This is a genomic window from Kitasatospora sp. NPDC048239 (assembly GCF_043202015.1).
In the GTDB taxonomy this organism is placed as follows: domain Bacteria; phylum Actinomycetota; class Actinomycetes; order Streptomycetales; family Streptomycetaceae; genus Kitasatospora.
This window is the reverse complement of sequence record NZ_JBICZP010000006.1, coordinates 647055-668875: the sequence shown is the minus strand read 5'-3', so window position 1 is coordinate 668875 and position 21821 is coordinate 647055. Positions and strand designations below refer to the sequence as shown.

Here is a 21821-nt window from a genome sequence, read left to right as displayed (position 1 = left end):
CGGATGCTCGAAACTCACTCCCTGCGGGCCGGCTACCACGGCGGCACCGTGCTGCAGGGCATCGATCTGACGGCCGACCGGTGCTCGGTACACGCCGTCCTCGGGCCCAACGGCGCGGGGAAGACCACCCTGCTGCACGCGCTGGCCGGTCTGCTCCCGGTGGCCTCGGGCCGGATCGGGCTGGCCGGCGCCGACGTCACCCGCCTCCCGGCCCACCGCCGCGCCCGGGCCGGAATCGGCCTGGTCCCCCAGGGGCGCCGGGTCTTCGCCTCCCTGACGGTGGCCGAGCACCTCAGGGTGGCCTACCGGCGGCGGCCGACCTCCTGGTCGCCCGACCGGGTCCTCGACCTGCTCCCCCGACTCGGCGAGCGGCTGAACCAGCGCGCCGACCGCCTCTCCGGCGGCGAGCAGCAGATGCTCGCCATCGCCCGCACCCTGCTCACCGGCCCCCGCGTCCTGCTGCTGGACGAACCCACCGAGGGCCTGGCCCCCGCCGTCGCCGCCGATGTCCTGGACCTGGCACGCCGGCTGGCCGCCGACGGGCTGGCCGTCCTGCTCGCCGCCCCGCGGCCGGCCCTGGTGCTCCCCATCGCGGACCGGATCACCGTGCTCGGCGCCGGGCGGATCACCACCGCCCTGGACGGCGCCGCCGCCCGCCGGGACCAGGCCCTTGTGCTCGCCGCCCTCGCCCCGCCCCGCCAAGCACCGCAGGAGTCGCTCTGATGCCAACCGACGCGCACTACGCCTTCGACAACCGGGCCGACGAGGCCGTGGACCAGCTCCAGGTCCTGGAGTCCGCCCTCGACCCGATCACCGCCTCCCACCTGGAGCGGCTCAAGGTCCCGGCGGGCGCCCGCTGCTGGGAGGTCGGGGCGGGTGCCGGGTCGGTCGCCCGGATGCTCGCCGCCCTGGCCGGCCCCGGCGGCTCCGTGACGGCCACCGACCTCGACCCGACCCGGCTGACCGGATCCACCGGGTCCACCGCGCCGACCGGCTCGGCCGCGGAGGTGATCGTCCGGCGGCACGACGCCCGGCACGAGCCGCCGCCCGGCGGGCCCTTCGACCTGATCCACGCCCGTCTGCTCCTGCTCCACCTGCCCGAACGCCGCGCGGTGCTCGCCACCCTGGCGGGCGCACTGCGGCCCGGCGGCGTGCTGCTGGTCGAGGAGTTCGACCGCAGCCCGCTCTCCGTCCTCACCCCGGTCGACCCGGTCGAGCGCGAGCTCTTCACCCGGGTCGTCGACACCGTCCTCGCCGTGCTGGGCGACCGGGGCGCCGACCTGGACTGGGGGCGCCAGGTCCACGGGGCGATGACCGGGCTCGGTCTGACCGACGTCCACACCGCCGTCCACGCCGAGAGCTGGACCCACGACGGCGGCGCCCGCCTCCACGACATCAACTCGCGCCAGCTCCAGGAGCCGCTGCTCGCCGCCGGCCTGCTGCCGGAGGAGCTGGAGCGGTTCCGCGCACTGGTCCGCCGGCCCGGCTTCGAGGCGCTCTCCTACACCCTGGTCTCGACCTCGGCCCGCCGCCCGGGGTGAGCCGGCTCCCCGCCGGGCACCGGAACGGCCGCGGCCGGCCACCGCGGGGTGCGGTGGCCGGCCGGGCCGTGACCATGGGTCGGCGGGATCAGCAGGAGCCGGCCGGGCGGTCGCGGACCACCAGGTCGGTGCGGCCCGCGGTGGCGTCCAGCCAGACGACGCGGGTGCCCTGGTCGGCCGCGGCGAAGACCTGGCTGCCCCGGTTGCAGGAGAGCCGCTGGGGGGTGCCGCCGGTGACCGGGAGCTGCCAGAGCTTGGGCAGCGCGGCGTTGGTCCAGCCGCTGCCGGGCTTGCTGCCCGGCTGCTCGACGGTGACGGCCTGGTCGGACGCGGTGAAGGAGAGGCCCCGGGCGGCGACGGGCGAGTCGGCGGACAGCACCTCGGTCACGCCGGAGCCGTCCAGGGCGCCGGAGCGGATCGAGCTCTTCTTGGACCGGTCGGCGGGCGTCTCCTTCCACAGCAGTCGCCCGCCCGCGAGCTGGGGGTCGGTGCCCCCGGCCCCGTCGGTGCCCGGGTACTGGGCGACGACCTTGCCCGCGGCGATCGAGTAGACGGTCGGCGCGAAGGCGTAGTCGTCCCCGACCGCCCACTGCTCGGACCAGGCGATGATGCCGTCCTTGAAGGCGAGGCCCGCCGCGGAGTGGCCCTGGGGCAGCGGGATCTCCGCCGCCTGGGTGCCGTTGCGGTAGAGGTGGATCGTGGTCTGGTCCGTGGCGAAGTCGGTCGTCCGGAAGACCAGCTCGTTGCCGGACACCCTGAGGTCGCCGGGCTGCTGGTTCGCGGAGCGGTACAGGCTGCGGATCGAGCCGCCGGACAGCGGGCCGGTCAGCAGTTCCATCCCGAACACGCCCTGGGCGTCCGGGCCGACGGCCACCCATGCGGCGGACGTGCCGTCGGTGGCGGCCCAGCCGTGGTAGCGGCCGTCCTCCGGGCTGAGCCGGGTGGGGGTGCCGGAGCCGCTGGTGGAGCCGGTGAACAGCGCGGTCTTGCTGAGCGTTTCGGTGTTGGACATCATCACCCAGTGGCCGTTGGCGGCGGCCGGGGAGGCCATCGTGGTGGAGATGTCGCGCAGCAGCGGGCGGCTGTCCAGGCCGACCCGGCTCTGCCAGCCGGCCCGGATCCCGTGGGCGTCGAACGCCTTCTCCACCGTGCGGAGTTGGGCCCGGTTCAGGTTGAGCGCCCGGCCGGCGGCGAACACCGCGTTGCGGCCGTCGACGAAGTCGTCCAGCGGGGTGAGGTAGCCGGTGAGCGCGCGGTAGATCAGCCGGTCGGCGGTGAGCGGGTCCAGGGTGCGCCGGATGTCCCACAACGCCCCGCCGAAGATGGTGGAGTTGAGGTGCACCCCGCCGCTGTCGACGTCGAGCCCCGCGCCGACGTAGTCGGTCACGGTGCTGCGGCGGTCGTCCAGTCGGCGCCCCGCGCACTCCTCGGGGGTGCCGGTGCGGCAGAGGTCCTCGCCGAGCAGCGCGGCCTTCGGGTCGTTCATCGACTGGCCGCGGGCGGTCACCTCGATGGCGTTGCCGAAGTAGTCGGCGATCGCCTCGTTCATCGCACCGGACTGGCCGACGTAGGCGAGGGCGGCGGAGTTGCTGATGACGCCGTGGGTCATCTCGTGCCCGGCCACGTCGAGCGCCACGGCGAACGGCTGGTAGGTGGGCCCGCCGCCGCCGTAGACCATCTTCGAGCCGTCCCAGTACGCGTTCGGGATCTGCTGGCCGCCGAAGGTCACGTTCACCACGGAGGTGATCGGGCCGCCCTTGCCGTCCAGGCCCTCCCGGCCGAGCCGGTTGCGGTAGAAGTCGTACACGGTACCGGCGTTGAGGTGGGCGTTGGTGGCGCCGCTGGTACCGGTGGACGCGGGGAAGTCCGGGCCCGCGGAGTGCGCCGGGGCGCTGTCGGCGGGGATGGTGCCCTTGAAGTCCTCGGAGTCCCGGCCGGCCGCGTCGTAGGTGCTGATGGCGGCGGACCGGGTGAGGTCGGTGAGCTGGTAACTGCCGTCCGGGAGGCGGCCGACGTTCACCTTGACCGAGCGGCCGAAGGCGTCCGGGGCGGTGCCGGTGGCGGGCTCGACACCGGCGGCGGCTCCGGCAGCAGCACCGTCGCGAGCGGCGGAGCCGGCTGCGGCCTTCGCCCCGGCCTTGGCACCGGCCTTGGCACCGGCCTTGGCACCGACCCCGCCGGCGCCGCCCATCGGGTAGGGGGCGCGGGCGTCGTGGGCGAGGGCGACCACGCCGACGGTGGCGTCCACGTAGACCTCGCGGACCAGCCGGTCGCCGCCGTCCGGGTCGGCAGCGGTCAGGGTGAAGTGCTGGGCCAGTCGGCCGGCACCGCCGGGCAGCACGACCAGGCCGCGGTCCTCGACGGCGGCGCCGGCCCGGGCGCGCGGGTCCTTGAGGGCGTCGAGCGCCCGCTCGCGCAGGATCGGGGCCGGGACGGCGGGGGTGGTCGGCGCGGTGAGGCCGGTGAAGTACTTGCCGCCGACCGACTCGACCCGCTGCTCGGCCCCCTCGCCGACGAGGTGGACCAGGTACTGCGCGCCGAACACCTGGAGGCCGCCGTGACGCTGCTCGAACCTCACGGTGGTCCGGCCGTCGGCCGCGCGCTCGGTGCCGATCTCGGTCAGCTGCCCGGGGTCGATCCGGTACCGGTCCGAGTGGGCCGCGAGATACGCCCGGGCGGCGTCGGCCGGACTGCCGGGGGCCGCCTCGGCGAGGCCGGTGACCAGCTGCGGGGTGGCGGTGCCCTCGCCGGCCACCAGGCCGGGTACGGGGTCCGGGTCGGCGGTCGGTCCGGCCAGGGCGGGCGACGCCGCCAGGACCAGGCTCAGGGCGGCGGTTATGCCGACGCCGAGCGCCCTGGGCGTGCGGGAACGGTGGTTCACTTCGGTCCTCCCATGGAGTGCGGGATCGGTGGTGGTGGCCCGCAGGGGGTCGGCCACTCGCCGGGAAAGGTTCGACGAACGGCCCGACCCGGCCTGCGGAGGCGGCCGGGGGCCGCCAGGACGGCCCGGACGGCCCGCGTGGCCCGGACGGCCGCACGGCCCGGCCGAAGGCACAGGCCGACACGGCGGACACGGGGCCTGCCAACTCCTGCAGTTGACGGGCCGCCACATGCCGACCATATGCCTTCAGTCGAGATATGTCGACTACCTGCATATGGCGGCGAGCGGAATGCCCCGGCCCGGCCTTCGAGCGGTACTCGATGACCGGCCGCGATGGTGGGACCGGCCCCAACCACCCCGCCCGAACCCCCGTCGCCCGAACCGCCCCGCCCGAGCCATCCGGACCTCTCAGGAGAAATCCCGTGACCACACCCGAACAGGCAGCCACCGAACCCCGCACCGACGGCCGGCTGGAGGAGGTGGCCGACGGGGTCTTCGCCTACGTCCAACCGGACGGCGGATGGTGCCTCAACAACGCGGGCGTCATCGTCTCGGGAGGCCGGACGGCCCTGATCGACACCGCGGCGACCGAGGCCCGGGCCCGCCGCCTTCGGGAGGCCGTCCGGACGGTCTCCCCGACGGTGCCGGAGTACCTGGTCAACACCCACTTCCACGGCGACCACGTGTACGGCAACTTCGTCTTCCCCGAGGCCCTGGTGATCGGCCACGAGCGCACCCGGAGCGAAATGGCCGCGGCCGGGCTGCACCTGACCACCCTGTGGCCGGAGGTGTGCTGGGGCGACCTGCAGCCCGCCCTCCCCACCCTGACCCACCGCGACGGCCTGACGCTCCATGTCGGCGACACCGTCGTCGAGTTGATCCACCCGGGCCCCGCGCACACCACCGACGACACGGTGGTCTGGCTGCCCGGGCAGCGCGTGCTGTTCACCGGGGACATCGTGATGTCGGGGGTCACGCCGTTCTGTGCGATGGGCTCCGTCTCCGCGTCGATCGCGGCGATCGGGCGGCTGCGCTCCCTCGGCGCCCGGACGGTGGTCACCGGCCACGGCCCGGTGGGCGGCCCCGAGGTGTTCGACGAGACGGAACGCTATCTGCGGTGGATCCAGGAGGTGGCACGGGACGGGCTGGCCGCCGGACTCACCCCGCTCCAGGCCGCCCGCGACTGCCGGCTCGGCGGGTTCGGCCGGCTCCTCGACGCCGAACGGCTGGTCCCCAACCTGCACCGCGCCTACGCCGAGCTGCGCGGGGCCGCGCCCGGCGACCCGCTCGACGTCGGCGCGCTGTTCGCCGAGATGGTCCGGTTCCACGGCCGGCCGCTAACCTGCCGGGCCTGAGGCAGCCCCCCACAGCCCCCGACCCGCACCCCCCGACCCATTGGACCGGCCACATACCGAGACCCCGGGCCGCCGACTCTCGACGCGGGCGGGACCGTACGCCACACTCGTTCCACCCGGCACCGCGTACCGACCAACCGCCAGGGCCAGGCACCCGGCCCGGAACCGCACATCGGAGACCCATACGGTGACCACGAGTCAGCAGCTGGAGATCACCTTCTCGTCCGGCCGGTCCGGCACCGGCCCGGCCACCTGGGGTCAGCGGGCCATCTGGACCGCGGTGAGCAGGCTCGCGCCGGCCGACGCGCCGCGCTACAACATCACGGTGGCCACCCCGCTGGAGCAGGGCGTCCCGCTGCCCGCGGTGCTGGACGCCCTCGGACACCTGCTCCACCTGCACGACTCCCTGCACACCCGGCTGCACCGGGACGAGGACGGCGTGCTGCGGCAGACCGTCGACCCCGCCGGGCGGCTGCCCGTGCACTCCCGGCCGTGCGACGGCAGTCCGCAGGAGGCGGACGAGACCGGCCGGGCCCTGCACGACGAGCTGGCGGCGCTGCCCTTCGACTGTGCCGAGGAGTGGCCGATCCGCGTCGGCCTGGTGGAATCCGCCGGCCTGGTACGGCACATGACCCTGGTGCTCTCCCACACCGCCGTCGACGGCACCGGCATGAGCCGGCTCGTGATGGACCTCACCGACCTCGTCCTGGGCACCTCGCCGGAGCGGATCAGGGAGCTTCGGCCCAGCCAACAGCCGCTTGAGGAGGCCGACTTCCAGACCTCCGACCGCGGGCGCCGGCGCGACTCCAACGCCCGGCAGCACGCCCTGCGCAAGCTGCGCCTCGGCCCGCCCCGGCTCTTCCCGCTCCCGACCGGAGCCGATCCCGAGCGGCGCTTCCCCAACGCCGAGTTGACCTCTCCGGCCCTGCTCCGCGCCGTCGACCTGGTCGCGGCCGGCCACCGGGCCAGCTCCGCCTCCGTCCTGCTGGCCGCGGTCGGGGCGATGACCTCCCGGCTGTCCGGCCACCCGGACGCCGTGCTCCAGGTCATCGTCAACAACCGCTTCCTGCCCGGCCTCACCCACGCGGTGAACGTGGTCGCGGGCGACGCCGTCCTCCATCTGCCGGACGCCGGCGACGACTTCGCCGCCCTGGTCCGCCGCACCCACGCCTCCACGATCGCCGCCTACCGCCACGCGTACTTCGACAGGCAGCTGTTGGACGAGGAAATCGAGCGGCTCACCACCGAGCAGGTCCCGCTCGCCGACCGCTCCTGCATCGTCAACGACACCCGGGAGCTGGCCCCTCCGCTGCGCCCGGAGGACATGGACGCGGAGGTCCCGCCCGCCGGGGAGCCGCTGGCGCAGACCCGGGCCAGGACCACACTGACCTGGCCGGTCGACTTCGAGCCCCGCCCCGGGCTCAGCTACGCCCTGGACGCCCTTCAGACGCCCGTCGCGCTCCGGCTCTCGATGACCGCCGACCCGGCGGTGCTCCCCCGCCCGGACATCGAGCACTTCCTGTACGGCGTCGAGGAGTTGGTCCTGACCGAGGCCCAGGCGCTCGGCCACGCCTGAGACGGCCTGAGCCACGCCTGTGCCGCGTGCCCGGCCCGCTGCTGCGGGCCGGGCACGGTCGACCGCACCGCGGGGAGGCCGTCAGTGGGCCTCGTGCACGGTGTTGGTCTGCTGGATCGCCTTCCACGACTTCGGCTCCTGCGGCTGCGTCTGCACCTTGGCAACGGACGCGGCCGCCGTCCCCGGGACACCGGCCGAGTTGAGCGCCGGCTTGCCCGCGGTGAACAGCCAGGTGGTGAGGAGGTCCCCGAGCTGGCGCCCGGAGACCCGCTCGGCGTACGCCTGGAACTGCTGGATGGTCGCGTTGCCGTACTTCCGCTCGGCCGGCCAGCCCTTCAGGATCCGGAAGAACGCGTCCTCGCCCACGGTGTTGCGCAGCGCCTGGATGGCGACCGCACCCCGGTCGTAGACGGCGCCGGAGAACTGGTTGTCGGCACCCGGGTCACCCGGCTTGACGGTCCAGAACGGGTCGTCGGCCGGGTGGGCGGCGTACACGTAGTCGGCGATCTCCTGCGCCGTGCCCTCGTTCTCGTGCTCCGACCAGAGGAACTGCGCGTAGCGCGCGAAGCCCTCGTTGAGCCATATGTCGCTCCAGCGCTGGACGGAGACGCTGTCGCCGTACCACTGGTGGGCCAACTCGTGGACGACGACCGAGGTGTTGGCGCCGCGCGCGAACTGCCGCGGGCCGTAGAAGATCCGGGTCTGGGTCTCCAGGCCGTAGCCGGCGGTGACGTTCGGCACGTAGCCGCCGACCGAGCTGAACGGGTACTCGCCGAAGTAGCCGCTCAGCCAGTCGACCAGTTCGCCGGTGCGCTCGACGCTGGCCCGGGCCGCGTCCGCGTTCTCGCCGAGGTCCTTGCTGTAGGCGTTGTAGACGGGCAGGCCGCTCGGGGTGGTGTCGGTGCTGATGTCGAACCTGCCGACGGCGAGCGTGGCCAGGTAGGTGGCCTGCGGCTTGTTCTCGCGCCAGCTGAACCTGGTCCAACCGGCCTGGGAGGTCTGGCCGGTGAGGACGCCGTTGCTGATCACCTGGGAGCCGTCGGGCACCAGGACCGAGACGTCGAAGGTCGCCTTGTCGGTCGGGTGGTCGTTGCTGGGGAACCACCACCAGGCGGACTCGGGCTCCCCGGCCGCCACGCCTCCGTCGGGCGAGCGCAGCCACGCGGTGAAGCCGTAGCGCTTCACCTTGGACGGGATCCCGGCGTAGCGGACGACGACGGTCGCCTGGGCGCCCTTGGCGAGCGGCCGGTCGGGGGTGATCTCCAGCTCCTGCTCCCCGGTGGCGGCGAACCTGGCCACCCGTCCGTTGACCAGCACCTGCTTGACGTCGAGCGCGAAGTCGAGGTTGAACCGCGACAGGTTCTGGGTGGCGGTGGCCAGGATGGTGGTGGTGCCCTCCAACTCGTCGGTGGCGGGCTGGTACTTCAACCGGATGTCGTAGTGCGAGACGTCGTACCCGCCGTTGCCGTAGGTCGGGTAGTACGCGTCCCCGGCGCCGGCCGCACCTGGCCCGGTCTGGGCGGCGGAGGCGGGAACGGCCAGGAGCAGGGCGACAGCGCTGGCGGCAGAGACGATCAGCCTCTTGCGCACGGTGGTCCTCCAGGGTCACTGGGACGGTGGGATGGTGCCGATCACTGGGGTGATCCGGCTCGATCCCTGTCCCGTTGGGCCCTGCTCCACGCCTCCGTTATGAAATGTTCATGCGAAGAAACTCAGGGCAACCCGTACCCGGCCCGCAAGCCCTAGGCTCCCACCGCCACCGGCGCCCGGACCAGCGAGCCGTACTCGGTCCACGATCCGTCGTAGTTCTTGACGTGCGGGTAGCCCAGCAGCTCGGTCAGCGCGAACCAGGTGTGCGCCGAGCGCTCGCCGATCCGGCAGTACGCGATCACCTCGCGCTCCGGCTCCACCCCCTGCCCGCCGTACAGGGCGCGCAGCTCCTGCGCCGAGCGGAAGGTGCCGTCCTCGTTCGCCGCCTGCGCCCAGGGGATGTTCACCGCGCCGGGGATGTGCCCGGGCACCTGCGCCTGCTCCTGCGGCAGATGCGGCGGGGCCAGCGCCTCGCCGCGGTACTCGGCGGGCGAGCGGACGTCCACCAGCACCGCGTCCGAGCCCGGCTTGGCGAACACCTCCGCCTTGGCCAGCACCTCGTCGCGCAGCGCCCGCAGTTCGGGGTGCTCCGGTCCGGGCAGTCGGTAGCCGGTGTGCTGGTAGTCCATCACCTCCCGGGTGCGCTCGCGCTGCTCCAGCTCCCACTTCTTGCGGCCGCCGTCCAACAGCCGCACCTGCGCGAAGCCGCGCAGCCGCAGCAGCCAGTAGGCGTACGCGGCGAACCAGTTGTCGTTGCCGCCGTAGAGCACCACCGAGGTGTCCTCCTCCACGCCGGCCGAGCGCAGCAGTTGCTGCACGCCCTCGCGGTCGACGTAGTCGCGGCCCACCGGGCTGTGCAGGTCGGTGGTCCAGTTCCAGCCGACGGCGCCGGGGATGTGGTCCTGCTCGTACGCGGTGGTGTCCTCGTCGACCTCGACGACGCGGATCGTGCCGTCGTCCAGGTGCCGGGCCAGCCACTCGGTGCGGACCAGCGACTCGGGGTGTGCGTAGCCGTTTCCGGTCATGGTCGTCTCTCCTCTCGTCCCCGCCCACCTGAAGCGCCGGGCCCCCGGCTCCGATGCGACGTGCCCACCCCCTCCTCCAGGCCGCCCGGCCTCCCGCCCGCGCCGACCGGAGCCGCGCGGAGCCGCTCCAGGGCCCGCCGGGCGCCCAGCGCCTCGAACACCTCCGCCGCTTCCTCGCACAGCACCGCATCCGAGGCCGGGCCCGCACCGGGGACGCCCTCGCCCCGCGGGCCGCCGGTCACCGCCCACACCTTCTCCCGGGCCGCCCAGTAAGGCTGCCGGGCCCGCTCGTACAGCCGGGCGGCGGCCAGGTGCCCGGCCCGGGCACCCACCCGGTCGCCCTTCACCGCCGCCAGCGAGCCGAGCGCCGACTGCGCCATCGCCCGCCACGCCGGGCTCTCGAACCGCCCGGCCAGGGCCCGCGCCGCCGCCGCGTGCTCGGCCGCGCCCCCGGCGTCGCCGACGGCGGCGCAGGCCTCCGCCGCCACCGGGTACAGCAGCGCCGTGCAGCTCGGGCACTCGCCGTACCGGGCCGCGGCCGCCGCGGCGGCCCGCGCGGCCCTGACCGCCTCGCCCGGCTCCCCGCGCTCGACCGCGTCGAAGGCCGCCGTGGCGTACAGCCCGCCGAAGGTGTGCGGCCCGGGCGGTGCGGTGGCGGCGGCGGCCGCGCCCCGCCGCAGGAAGTCGGCCGCGGCCGCGCTGTCGCCGCTCCCGGCGGCGTGCTCCGCGAGCCGCTGCCAGGGCAGCGCACCACCGGGGCCGCCCAGTTCCTCGTGCAGGCGGGCGCTGTGCTCCAGGCAGCCCGGTGCCTCGTTCCAGCGGCCGTGCAGCAGCAGCGACTCCCCGAGCAGGCACCAGGCGAAGGCCTCGGCCCGGCGGGCGCCCCGGGCGATCGCCAGGTCCAGCGTCCGCCGGGCGTAGTCCTCCACGCCGTCGCCCGGCCCGTCCCCGGCATGCTGGTACTGGCCGAGGCAGCCGTGCAGTTCGAAGATCCGGTCCGTCCGGGCGTCCCCGGCGGGGCCGAGCCGCTCGATGTCGCGGTGCAGACCCTCGCGCCAGGTGCCCTGGGCGTGGTGCACCCGGGCCAGCGCTTCGTCGGCCGCTGCGAGGTCCTCGGGGGTGCCGTGCTCCTCGGCGGCGGCCAGCCCGGCCTCGGCGGCGCGCCGGGCCGGCGCGTCACGGCCGGTGGAGGCGAGCCAGGCGGCCCGTACCCCGAGCAGCCGGCCGGTCTCGGCCGGGTCGCCGCCGCTCCCGGCGAGCACGCTCTCGGCCGCGCTCAGATGCGGTTCGGCGGCGCCGCCATCGCCGCCCGCCAGTCGGGCGGCGGCCGCCTTGCGGTGCAGGCGCGCCGCCCGCAGCACGACGCCGCCGCGCGCCGCCGCGGCCACGGCGGCCGGGGTGGGCAGCCCCGGCGAGGCGGGCAGGTCGACGACGGCCGGTACCAGGGCGCAGCCGTACGCGGCGACGGCCCCGGCGGTGTCGCCGGAGCGCATCCGCAGGTCGCCGACCCGCTCCCAGAGCTCGCCGGCGCGCTCGGCCCGGACCTCCCGGCCGGTGCGGACCTGCTCCCACAGCCGTTGCGCGGCCGGTCCGGGCCCGCCGCCGTCCGGTTCGCGCTCCAGCGCGGCGGCCAGCCGGTCGTACTCGCGCAGCACCTCGTACCGGCGCCCGGCCAGCGCGTGCACCCGCATCAGGGCGAGCGAGGCCTCCTCGTGCAGCGGGTCGGCCGCGACGGCCCGGCGCAGCACGGCGGCGGCGCCGTCCAGGTCGGCGCGGGCCTCGCGCAGCCCGCCGAGTTCGACCAGCAGCGCCAGGTACTCGGCGTGCAGGGCCTGCTCCCGCCCGGCCGCCCACTCCTCGTAGCGGTCCTCGGGCAGCAGGTCGCCGCGGTAGCGGGCGACGGCCCGCTCGTACGCGGCGGGGTCGCGGCTGCGGCGGGCGTGCAGGGCGGCCCGCTCGAACTCCTCGACGTCCACCCGGACCAGCTCCGGGCGCAGCGCGGGGGTGTCGCCGGGTGCCAGGAAGCGGTGGGTGGCCGAGGAGCGGGCGTCGAGGGTGCGACGGGCCTGGTCCAGCGCCTGGTGCAGCAGCTCGGCGCCGGCCGGCGGCGGCAGTTCGGGCCAGAGCGCGGCGACGGCCCGGTCGCGGTGCAGCCGGTGGCCGGGCACGAGGGCGAGCAGTTTGACCAGGTCCCGGGACTTCCGCAGGTGCCAGTCGCCGTCGGCGACCTCCTGCGGGCCGACCCGGACCCGGAAACCGCCGAGGAGTCCGATCCGCAGTTCGAGCATGCGCCGGTGCCTTCCGTGCGGACACCTCGAACACCTCGAACCTACGCCCGGGGCGACCCGTCGGCGAGTCCTGCCCGCGTCCGGCTTCGGCAGGGCCGGCCGGACAGGGCCTACCCGCCGGCCGGCCGCACCACGTAGTACACGTTCAGGTCGTCGCCCTCCACCCGTTCGACCGCCACCGGGCCGAACCCGGCCTCCGCGAGCATCCGCCGCGCGGTCTGCTCGCCCCACACCGTCCCCAGGCCCTCGCCGCCCTCGCCCAGCGAGACGGTCATGCAGTAGAAGGTCGAGATGGTGTACAGCGCCGGACCGAACGGGTGCTCGACGTTCTCCTCCAGCAGGCTGCTGGCGGCGATGTCGCCCATCAGGAAGACGCCGTCGGGGCGCAGCGCGCCGGCCACGGCGGCCAGCGTGCGGGCCGGGCGGGCCAGGTCGTGGATCACGTCGAAGGCGGTCACCAGGTCGTAGCGGCCGGCCAGCTCGGCCGAGTCTGCGACGGCGAAGTCGGCGTTGGCCAGGCCGAGCGCGGCGGCCTCGGCGCGGGCGGCGGCGATGCCGTTCTCGGCGATGTCGAGGCCGGTGAACCGGCTCGCCGGGAACGCCTGGGCCAGCACGTTCACCGCGTGGCCCTGCCCGGTGCCGACGTCGAGGACGTCGATCCCGGCCCGCAGCCGGTCGGCCAGCCCGGGGACGAGCGGGACGACCCCGTCCACCAGGGCCAGGTCGTAGACCCGCGCGGACTCCTCCGCCTGGAGGGCCTGGAAGCGCGGGTACGCCGTGTAGGGCACGCCGCCGCCCTGCCGGAAGGACTCCACCACCCGCTGCTCGACCTCGCCCATCAGCGCGAGGTACTGCATCAGGCCCGCCATGTTGCCCGGCCCGGCGGCCCGGACCAGCGAGGCGGCGTGCTCGGGCGGCAGCGTGTAGGTGCGGTGCCCGGGGTCGTAGTCGACGACCCCGCCGACCACCATGGCGCCCAGCCACTCCCGGACGTAGCGCTCGTCCAACCCGCAGGCCTCGGCGATCTCCGCGCTGGTCGAGGCGTCGAGACCGGCCATGGTGTCGAAGAGGTTGGTCTGGTGGCCGACGCTGGCCATGAATCCCAGGCAGGCGTCGTTTAACACCTGCACCATGCGACCCGCGAAGGCGTCCTGCCTCACCGGATCCGGTTCCCGTACGGACATCGCTCCTCCTCCGTCACCGGGATCACGCGCGGCCCGGAACCGGCCTCCCCCCGCGGCCCCGGCCCGGCGTCCGTGAAAGCCCTCCCCCAGCCACGCTACGCCGCGCCCCCCGGGTCGGCCGCCGGTCGGCGTGGAGGGAGGCGTGGACGAGAAAGGGGCCCGCTCAGTGCCCCGGGCCCGGCCACGGCACCTCCGGGCGCTTCTCGTACCCGAAGCCGGCCGCGTCCCAGCGGGCACCCTCCTCGGCGAGCCGCTGCCGGAACCGCGGCCAGTCGTGGGCGGACCGGTCGGACCAGCCGAGTTCGGCGATCGCGGGCAGCCTGGGCAGCAGCATCCTGTCCAGCTCGGCCGGGGTGCTCAGGGTCTCCGTCCACAGCGGCGCCTCGACGCCGAGCACCGCGCCGGGCGGCAGCGCCACCAGGGTGTCCGGATCCCACGAGTAGGCGGACCAGACGTCCACCGTCCCGGCCCAGCTCAGGCCGAGGGGGTAGGAGGCCTCGTACTTCATGTCGAGGTAGGTCCGGCCCGCCGGGGACATGATCACCTGTGCGCCGCGCCCGACCGCGTCCTTCAGGTCCTGGTCGCGGGCGCCCTTGCCGTCCCAGTACTGCAGCAGCCCGACCCCGCCCGGGCCGGCGGCCGACGCGGTCTGGTTCCAGCCGACCGGGATCTTCCCGGCCGCGACCACCTGCGCGCTCACCCGGCGGACGAACTCGCGGTAGTCCTCGGGTGCCAGCTTGCGCACCTCGTCGCCGCCGAGGTGCAGGTAGGGGCCGGGGGTGAGCCGGGCGACCTCGTCGATCACGTCCGCGGTGAGGGCGTACGTCCGCTCGTCCTTCGCGCAGAGCAGGCTGAAGCCGACCTCGATCCCGGTGTACGGCCAGGGCCGTGCGCTGTCGTTGCAGTCCAGCTCGGGGTAGGCGGCGAGGATGGCGTTGCTGTGCCCTGGCAGGTCGAGCTCGGGGACGACGGTGAGGTAGCGCTCCTGCGCGTAGCGGACGATCTCCCGGTAGTCGGCCTCGGTGTAGAAGCCGCCCGGGGTGCCGCCGACCTCGCTGGTCGCACCGACCGAGGTGAGCTCCGGCCGCCCGGGGACGGCGATCCGCCAGCCCTGGTCGTCGCTCAGGTGCAGGTGCAGGTGGTTGACCTTGTAGAGGGCCAGCCGGTCGATGAAGCCCTTGACCTCGTCCGCGGTGAAGAAGTGCCGGGCGACGTCGAGCATGGCGCCCCGGTAGGCGTAGCGGGGCCGGTCGGTGATGTCGACGGCGGCGGCCTGCCAGCCCCCTGGTGCGGCCACGGGGGTGCGGCTCTCGATCTGCGGGGGGAGCAGTTGGCGCAGCGTCTGGGTGCCGCGGTAGAGGCCGGCCGGGGTGCGGGCGGTGATCCTGGCGGTCGCACCGCCGGCGGTCAGCCGGTAGCCCTCGGGGCCGGTCTCCTCGGGCAGCGCCAGGTCGAGGGCGAGCACGATGCCGTCGGCCGGCCCGCCCGACTCGGCACCCTGCTCGGCACTCTTCACGGCGTCCGTCACGGCGTCCGTCACGGCGATCGGAAGGCCGGTCGGCCGGCGAAGCGCCTCGGCGAGCTGCTCGGCGGTCCGGCGGATCTCCGCGCGCTGCTCCGGCGTCCCGGTGGCGCCGATGCGGACGGCGGTCTGCGCGGAGAGCTCGAAGGAGGGCCCGGTGCCGGTGGTCGCGGAGAGCGGTGCCGGGATGATCCGGGCGCCGGTGCGCGGTCCGGCCTGGTCCACGAACCCGGGGTGGCCGCCGTCCTCCTCACCGCCGCCGAGCGCGCGGTGCAGGCCGAACCCCGCCGCCAGGACCAGGACGACGGCGATGATCAGCAGTCTGCTGGTGCGGGCGGAGCGCCCGGCTGGTCGAATCGGCAAGGCCGCCCCCGGTGTCGTGGTGCACCCAGGTGCCCTGGTGCACGCCGTCGGCCGCTGTTCACGGCCGTTTCACCGAAATGGTCTCAACCAATCTTCGAATTGTCCCGCGCCCGGAGCGAATTGGCGGACGCGCCGCCCTCGGGCAGCGCGTCCGCCGCTCGACCCGGCACGGCGACGCCCCCAGGCCCAGACCGCGGCTAGGAGAACACCACCGAGCGGACCAGCAGCCGGTCCCCGGCACGCCCGCCCGGCCGCAGGACGTAGTAGGTGTCCCCCTCGCAGTCGAACTCGGGAAAGACGGTGGCCGTGGAGTTGGTGCGGTTGTTCGGCGCGTACGCCGGTTCGCTCCGGCCGGCCTCCGGCAGGTTGACGCAGGCGCGGCCGGCCGGGTCGAAGAGCGCACCGAGCTGTTCCCCCAGGAAGTTCCGGTACTTGTAGCGGAACTCGCCGCCCACGGCGGTGGCCGAGGCGGGGACGGCGAGGGCGAGGGCGAGCGCGCTGGCGGCGGCGAGCACGGCGTTGCGGAGACGCATGGCGGATGAGCCCTTTCAGGGCGGTACCCGGTGGTACCTGGGGAATTGATGCGAGATCACCCTAGAGGCCCAAAATCAGCAGAAACGGTTCTCCCAAACCATCCTTTCGGGTGGTTTGGCCCGAATAACCGCTACCGAAAGCCGTCGACCCGAACAGAACGACACCCCGCGACGACCGGGCGCACTCCGCGACGACCGGGCGCGCCCCGTCACGTCGGCGGCGCCGTGAAGCGGTAACCCGAGTCGATCAGCACCGGCAGGTACACCTTCAGGGCCGCCACCGTCTGCGAACGGTCCCCGCCGCCGTCGTGGTTGAGCACGATCGCACCCGGCCGGACGTCCTTGAGCACCCGGTCGGTGATCACCGTCGTCCCCGGCCGGGCCCAGTCCCGAGGGTCCACCGACCAGGCCATCGGCCGCATCCCCAGCGAGGCGGCCACCTTGAGCGAGGTCGAGCCCCAGTCCCCGCCGGGCGCCCGGAACCAGGTCGGCGCCCGCCCGGTCGCCCGGTGGAGCAGGTCGGAGGTGCGTTCCAGCTCGTCGCGGACCTTCCCCTCGGACAGCTCCCGCAGGTCGGGGTGGGTCCAGGTGTGGTTGGCGATGTGGTGGCCCCGGTCGGCGATCTCGCGGACCAGCGCGGGGTGCCCGGCCGCGTTCTCGCCGATCAGGAAGAAGGTGGCCCTGATCCCGTACTGCTGGAGCAGCGCCAGCACGATCGGCGTGTGCTTCGGATCCGGGCCGTCGTCGATGGTGAGGGCCACCACCCGCCGCGCGGCGTCCAGTTCGTACACCGGCTTGCTCTCGGCCGCGGTCACCGCCCGGACCGCCGAGGGCGCGGACGAAGGGGCAGCCGAGGGCGCGGACGAGGCGGCGGAGGCGGGAGAGGCGGCGGGGGTCGGTGGGGAGGTGGCGGAGGGTGCGGCGGCGGGTGCACCGCCCGGGGCGGCGGCCGGCTCGGACCCGGTCGGGACGCCCTGCGGCGCCTCCGGCGCGGCCTCGCCGTCACCACCGCCGCCCCCCAGGGGGTTACGGCAACCAGCGGCTCCCAGCAGCGACATTCCAGCCGCAACCAGCAGCAATCTGCGCGAAGTAATCTGACGATCAGACAGCATTTTCAATGCATCCCCCGCCTTGCCCGCAGCGTCCCGCCGGCCACACCGACGGCCCTGATCACCACTCCGACGGCCCAGCCCCGCCGCCGCCCCCGCACCGATCGACCACAAGTGGACTGGACCGCTACGCTGACCCCTCCAGCGTGACCATCAGTGTGATGATCTGTCTTTAGAGGAAGTGGCCATGACGTCAAGTCAGGACTTCTCCGACCAGCCCGGGAACGACCCCGCCGAGCAGAGCGAGTGGGAACGTTTCGGTGTCGACACCAGCGCTCCCCACTCCGCACGCGTGTACGACTACTGGCTGGGCGGAAAGACCAACTTCCCGCCCGACCGCGCCATGGGGCAGGCCATCGAGCAGGCGATCCCCAGCATCAAGGCGATGGCCAAGGAGAACCGCGCCTTCCAGGGCCGCGCCGTCCGCTACCTGGCCCAGGAACAGGGCATCCGCCAGTTCCTCGACCTCGGCACCGGCATCCCCACCTCGCCCAACACCCACGAGATCGCCGAGGCCGTCAGCCCCGGCACCCGCGTGGTCTACGTGGACAACGACCCGATCGTGCTGGCCCACGCCCGCGCCCTGATGGTCAGCACCCCGGGCAGCCACACCACCTACATCCACGCCGACCTGGGCAAGCCCGCCGAGCTGTTCGCCGACCCGGCGCTGACCTCCACGCTGGACCTCGACCAGCCGGTCGGCCTGCTGCTGATCGCCGTCCTGATGCTGATCGCCGACCAGGACGACCCGTGGGCCAAGGTCGCCGAGCTGCGCGACGCGCTGCCGTCCGGCAGCTGCATCGCGCTCACCCACCCGACCCAGGACTTCGACCCGGAGGGTGTCGAGAAGGTCGCGCAGGCCGCTCGCCAGGGCGGGATGACGCTGGTGCCGCGCAGCCGCGAGGAGGTCACCCGGTTCTTCGACGGCTGGGAGCTGATCGAGCCGGGCGTCTCCCCCGTGATGGCCTGGCGCCCGGACGGCGGAACGCCCGCCGACCCGACCGCCGCCTACTACTGGGGCGCGGTCGCCCGCAAGAAGTAGCCGCCACCGGAGCCGGGGGGAGGCCCCCGGCTCCGGGCGCCACCGGCCCGGGCCCGACGCGCCCGCTACTTCAGCAGCCGCGACATCCGGCGGTCCGCCAGCGGCCGGCCCCCGGTCTGGCAGGTCGGGCAGTACTGCAGCGAGGAGTCCGCGAACGACACCTCCCGCACGGTGTCACCGCAGACCGGGCACGGCTGCCCGGTCCGGCCGTGCACCCGCAGGCCGCTCTTCTTCTCGGCCTTCAGCTCCCCCGCCGCCAGGCCGCGCGAGCGCTCGACCGCCTCCCGGAGCGTGCCGCCCAGCGCCTCGAACAGCCGGGCCGTCTCCTCCTCCGTCAGGCTCGACGCCACCTTGTAGGGCGACATCCGCGCCGCGTGCAGCACCTCGTCCGAGTAGGCGTTGCCGACACCCGCCAGCACGCCCTGGTCCCGCAGGACGCCCTTCAGCCGGCGCCGCTCTCCGTGCAGCAGGGCGGTGAAGTCCGCCAGGGTGAAGCCCGGGTCCAGTGGGTCCGGGCCGAGCCGGGCGACACCGGGCACCTCGGCCGGATCCCGCACCACGTACACCGCGAGGCCCTTCTTGGTGCCCGCCTCGGTGAGGTCGAAGCCGTCCCCGGCCTCGCCTTCCAGGTGCACCCGCAGGGCGAGCGGGTTCCGCCCGCCCGGCCGCGGGGGCTCGGCGGGCAGCTGCTCCTTCCACCGCAGCCAGCCGGCCCGGGCCAGGTGGATCACCAGGTGCAGGCCGCCGGCCCCGATGTCCAGGAACTTGCCGTGCCGGGTGACGGGGCCGACCGTCAGGCCCTCCAGCGCCGTCACCGGCGGGTCGTAGGTCTTGAGCGCGCTGATCGCCACCGGCTGGACCCTGGCGATCACCCGCCCGGTCAGCCGCTCGGACAGGAAGGCGCTGAGGGCCTCGACCTCGGGCAGCTCCGGCATGGGCCCAGTCTGGCGCAGCCCCCCGCCGGCCGCCCGTCGGCCCGCTCCCCCCTCCACACCTCCGAGCCCGACGGCCTTTGCCCGCCGCCGACCGAGGGGCGCAGGCTGGAGGGGTGTCCGGACGCGACGAGGAGGCTCCCACCCGCCATGAGCACGCTTGAGGAACAGATCGACATCGACGCCCCCGTGCTGGCCGCCTGGGAGCAGCTGCACCGCGTCCACGACTACCCGCAGTTCGTCGGCGGTGTGCGCAGCGCCTACCCGCACGGCCGCAACCTGGCGCACCTCGGGGTGGAGATCGACGGCGCCGAGCGGGACGTGGAGACCGAGATCACCGACCGCGGCCGGGGCCGGGTGATGTCCTGGCGCACGGGCGACGACCTCCGGCTCAGCGGCGCCTTCGCGCTGCGGGCGCTGGACCAGGCGCACACCCGGCTGCAGATCCGGCTGGAGTACGACCCGGAGGCGGTGCACGAGGCCTTCGGCGGTCCGCGCGGCTTCGCCCTGGCCGGGGCGATCGAGCGGGCGGTCCGGGCCGACCTGGAGCTCTTCCGGGGCCTGGTGGAGGCCCGGGTCGAGGCACCGGCGGAGGCCGCCGACCCGCCGGTAGGGAACGCATAAGCGCTGGTCAGGGCCGTCGTGAGGATCTTCACAACGGGCCTTCGACCCGATGGTTCGGGTTTCAACTGTGGCAGACTCGGATGCCATGAACGACAGCCAGGCCGGCCCGGCCACCAGGACGCTCCGCGCGGCGGTATTCGCCGCGCTGGTCGTGCTGCTCGCCGGGCTGGGCCAGGTAGTGGTCACCGGCCGGCCGCTGCCGGTCGGCACGCTGGCCCTGGCCGGCGGCGCCGTCTTCGCGGTGGCGTTCGCGCTGGCGGGCGGCGAGCGCGGGTACGGGCGGATCGCGGCGGTCTTCCTGCCGCTGGAGCTCGGCCTCGCGGCCCTGTTCGACCTGGCGCAGACCACCTGCCCCTCGCTGCCGCCCGGCGCCGCCCGCGGCTTCGAGCCGCTGCTCTGCGGCGGCGGCTCGCTCGGCGGCTTCCTGCTGGGCCACGGCCTCCCGCAGTCCGGCGGGGTGCTGCTGCTCCTGGCCCTGCACTGCGCGATCGCCCTGGCCGGCGCCTTCTGGCTGCGCCGCGCCGACGCCGCCCTGACCGGGCTGGCCCGGACCGTCCGCACGCTGCGCGAGTTCGGCCGGCACTTCCTGCCCGCCGCCGCGCGCTGGCTGCTGCTGCTCGCCGCGCCCGTCCCGGCCCGCCCGGTCGCCCGGGTGCCGTTCCCGCGCGCCAGCCGTGAGCGGGTGCCCGCCGAGGACGTCCTGCTCCGCCCCGCCGTCCGGCGCGGTCCGCCGGTGCCCGCCCCGGCCTGCTGAGATCCCGCATTCGCTCTCGGCCGGCCCGCGCGCCCGCACCGTTTCCGCACCGAGAGCACAGGACGACACCCACCATGAGCAATCCCTCCTCCCCCCGTACCGGCAGGAACGCCGCCCGCCGCGCCGCCACCGAGCGGCTGCGCGAGGAGCGCGCACGCGCCGAGCGCTCCGCGAGGATCCGCCGCAGGACGATCGTCGGCGCCGCCTCCGCCGCCGTGCTCGCCCTCGCGGCGGGTGTGGCCATCGCCGTCGCCGGCTCCTCCGGATCCGGCGACGCCGCGGCGAACGGCCCGCTGGTCGTCCCCGCCAACGCGGGCGGCGCGGACGGCACCGTGATCACCTACGGCAAGGCCGACGCCCCGCACACCCTGGAGATCTACGAGGACTTCCGCTGCCCGTACTGCGAGCAGCTGGAGACCACCAACGGCAAGACCATCCAGCAGCTGGCCGACGCCGGCACGTACAAGATCGAGTACCACCTGGCGACGTTCCTGGACAAGGGCCTCGGCGGCAAGGGCTCGCGCACCGCGCTGGCCGCGGCGGGTGCCGCGCTGAACGAGGGCGTCGACAAGTTCAAGCAGTTCCACGACGTGCTGTACGCCAACCAGCCGGACGAGCGCAACGACGGCTTCGCCGACACCGGCCGCCTGCTGGAGCTCGCCGGACAGGTCCCGGGCCTGAAGACCGACGCCTTCGTCAAGGCCGTGCAGGACGGCACCTACGCGCCGTGGGCGAACCAGGTGGACAAGGCCTTCGACAAGAGCGGCGTCACCGGCACCCCGACCGTCAAGCTGGACGGCACCAAGCTGGAGGTCTTCAGCAACGGCGCGCCCGTCGGCCCGGACCGGTTCACCGCCATGGTCAAGCAGGTGACCGGGTGACGGCCCCCGTCCCCGCGCCCCCGCGCCGGTTCGCCGTCCTGCTGCTGGTCACCGGCGGCCTCGGGCTGTTCGCCTCGATCGTCCTCACCCTGGACAAGATCAAGCTCCTCCAGGACCCGTCCTACGTCCCCAACTGCAACATCAACCCGATCATCAGCTGCGGTTCGATCATGCGCAGCGACCAGGCCGAGGCCTTCGGCTTCCCCAACTCGCTGCTCGGCCTGATCGGCTTCGCCGTCGTCCTCGCCATCGGCGCCGGACTGCTGGCCGGGGCCGCCTACCGCCGCTGGTTCTGGCTCGGCCTCCAGGCCGGGACGGTCTTCGGCATCGGGTTCGTCAGCTGGCTGATGTACCAGGCGCTGTACCGGATCGGTGCGCTCTGCCCGTACTGCATGGTGGTGTGGGCGGCGATGATCCCGCTGTTCTGGTACACCACCCTGCACAACCTGCGCACCGGGGTCATCCCGACCCCGCGCTCGCTGCGCCCGGTGGTCCGGGAGGTCGCGCGCTACCACTGGGTGGTGCCGGCGCTCTGGTACGCGGTGGTCGCGCTGCTGATCCTCAACCGGTTCTGGTACTACTGGCGCACCCTGCTCTGACCCTGCTCCCCTTCCCCCTCCC

General features: G+C 74.5%; 18 protein-coding genes. 9 read left to right on the top strand and 9 right to left on the bottom strand.

What is annotated here, in order from left to right; translation table 11 throughout:
* Positions 1-3 precede the first annotated feature (3 nt).
* Together ACGFZP_RS20195 and ACGFZP_RS20190 are read left to right on the top strand one after the other, a co-directional pair.
* Complete coding sequence (locus ACGFZP_RS20195; protein ID WP_392934599.1) at positions 4-723, top strand: ABC transporter ATP-binding protein; 720 nt, start codon at positions 4-6, stop codon at positions 721-723.
* Positions 723-1541, top strand: coding sequence for a class I SAM-dependent methyltransferase (locus tag ACGFZP_RS20190; RefSeq protein ID WP_392934596.1), 819 nt, complete (start codon positions 723-725; stop codon positions 1539-1541). Before ACGFZP_RS20195 ends, ACGFZP_RS20190 begins: the two co-directional genes overlap by 1 nt.
* Positions 1542-1629: 88 nt before the next feature.
* On the opposite strand, the gene ACGFZP_RS20185 is transcribed toward ACGFZP_RS20190, so the two are convergent.
* On the bottom strand, positions 1630-4422 hold the full coding sequence (locus tag ACGFZP_RS20185; RefSeq protein ID WP_392934593.1) for a M4 family metallopeptidase: 2793 nt from the start codon (positions 4420-4422) through the stop codon (positions 1630-1632).
* Positions 4423-4844: 422 nt separating this feature from the next.
* Between ACGFZP_RS20185 and ACGFZP_RS20180 the strand changes: the two genes are divergently transcribed.
* Both ACGFZP_RS20180 and ACGFZP_RS20175 read left to right on the top strand, forming a co-directional pair.
* Positions 4845-5777 (top strand): MBL fold metallo-hydrolase, encoded by a 933-nt coding sequence (locus ACGFZP_RS20180; RefSeq protein WP_392934591.1) that lies wholly within the window; start codon positions 4845-4847, stop codon positions 5775-5777.
* 187 nt (positions 5778-5964) lie between these two features.
* The gene (locus tag ACGFZP_RS20175; protein WP_392934589.1) at positions 5965-7353 is read left to right on the top strand and encodes a condensation domain-containing protein; all 1389 of its coding nucleotides are present in this window, start codon (positions 5965-5967) and stop codon (positions 7351-7353) included.
* 81 nt (positions 7354-7434) lie between these two features.
* Here the strand turns inward: ACGFZP_RS20175 and ACGFZP_RS20170 are convergent, their stop codons facing one another.
* From ACGFZP_RS20170 to ACGFZP_RS20140, 7 genes are all read right to left on the bottom strand, one after another.
* A complete protein-coding gene (locus ACGFZP_RS20170; RefSeq protein ID WP_392934586.1) occupies positions 7435-8943 on the bottom strand; it encodes a M1 family metallopeptidase in 1509 nt (502 codons plus the stop codon).
* A gap of 152 nt (positions 8944-9095) precedes the next feature.
* Positions 9096-9968 carry a sulfurtransferase gene (locus ACGFZP_RS20165; protein ID WP_392934583.1) on the bottom strand — a complete coding sequence of 291 codons (873 nt, stop codon included), beginning with the start codon at positions 9966-9968 and terminating at the stop codon, positions 9096-9098.
* A complete protein-coding gene (locus ACGFZP_RS20160) occupies positions 9965-12256 on the bottom strand; it encodes a BTAD domain-containing putative transcriptional regulator (protein ID WP_392934581.1) in 2292 nt (763 codons plus the stop codon). Before ACGFZP_RS20160 ends, ACGFZP_RS20165 begins: the two co-directional genes overlap by 4 nt.
* A gap of 110 nt (positions 12257-12366) precedes the next feature.
* Complete coding sequence (locus ACGFZP_RS20155; RefSeq protein ID WP_392934579.1) at positions 12367-13440, bottom strand: class I SAM-dependent methyltransferase; 1074 nt, start codon at positions 13438-13440, stop codon at positions 12367-12369.
* A 163-nt stretch (positions 13441-13603) separates the two neighbouring features.
* The gene (locus ACGFZP_RS20150; RefSeq protein WP_392934577.1) at positions 13604-15325 is read right to left on the bottom strand and encodes a beta-N-acetylhexosaminidase; all 1722 of its coding nucleotides are present in this window, start codon (positions 15323-15325) and stop codon (positions 13604-13606) included.
* Positions 15326-15522: 197 nt separating this feature from the next.
* Complete coding sequence (locus ACGFZP_RS20145) at positions 15523-15858, bottom strand: hypothetical protein (RefSeq protein ID WP_392934574.1); 336 nt, start codon at positions 15856-15858, stop codon at positions 15523-15525.
* 209 nt (positions 15859-16067) lie between these two features.
* Positions 16068-16673, bottom strand: a complete 606-nt coding sequence (locus ACGFZP_RS20140; protein WP_392934572.1) for a polysaccharide deacetylase family protein — start codon at positions 16671-16673, stop codon at positions 16068-16070.
* 481 nt (positions 16674-17154) lie between these two features.
* On the opposite strand from ACGFZP_RS20140, the gene ACGFZP_RS20135 reads away from it, so the two are divergent.
* Positions 17155-18009 (top strand): SAM-dependent methyltransferase, encoded by an 855-nt coding sequence (locus ACGFZP_RS20135; RefSeq protein WP_392934569.1) that lies wholly within the window; start codon positions 17155-17157, stop codon positions 18007-18009.
* Between the two features lie 65 nt (positions 18010-18074).
* Here the strand turns inward: ACGFZP_RS20135 and ACGFZP_RS20130 are convergent, their stop codons facing one another.
* Positions 18075-18944 carry an Fpg/Nei family DNA glycosylase gene (locus ACGFZP_RS20130; protein WP_392934567.1) on the bottom strand — a complete coding sequence of 290 codons (870 nt, stop codon included), beginning with the start codon at positions 18942-18944 and terminating at the stop codon, positions 18075-18077.
* 147 nt (positions 18945-19091) lie between these two features.
* On the opposite strand from ACGFZP_RS20130, the gene ACGFZP_RS20125 reads away from it, so the two are divergent.
* From ACGFZP_RS20125 to ACGFZP_RS20110, 4 genes are all read left to right on the top strand, one after another.
* Positions 19092-19565, top strand: a complete 474-nt coding sequence (locus ACGFZP_RS20125) for an SRPBCC family protein (protein WP_392934565.1) — start codon at positions 19092-19094, stop codon at positions 19563-19565.
* 85 nt (positions 19566-19650) lie between these two features.
* Positions 19651-20319 (top strand): hypothetical protein, encoded by a 669-nt coding sequence (locus ACGFZP_RS20120; RefSeq protein ID WP_392934562.1) that lies wholly within the window; start codon positions 19651-19653, stop codon positions 20317-20319.
* Between the two features lie 74 nt (positions 20320-20393).
* Positions 20394-21200: a DsbA family protein gene (locus ACGFZP_RS20115; RefSeq protein ID WP_392934559.1), complete on the top strand. Its 807-nt coding sequence runs from the start codon at positions 20394-20396 to the stop codon at positions 21198-21200.
* Entirely contained in the window at positions 21197-21799 is a 603-nt protein-coding gene (locus ACGFZP_RS20110; protein ID WP_392934557.1) for a vitamin K epoxide reductase family protein, read from the top strand. The genes ACGFZP_RS20115 and ACGFZP_RS20110 overlap by 4 nt, the downstream gene beginning before the upstream one ends.
* Positions 21800-21821 lie beyond the last annotated feature (22 nt).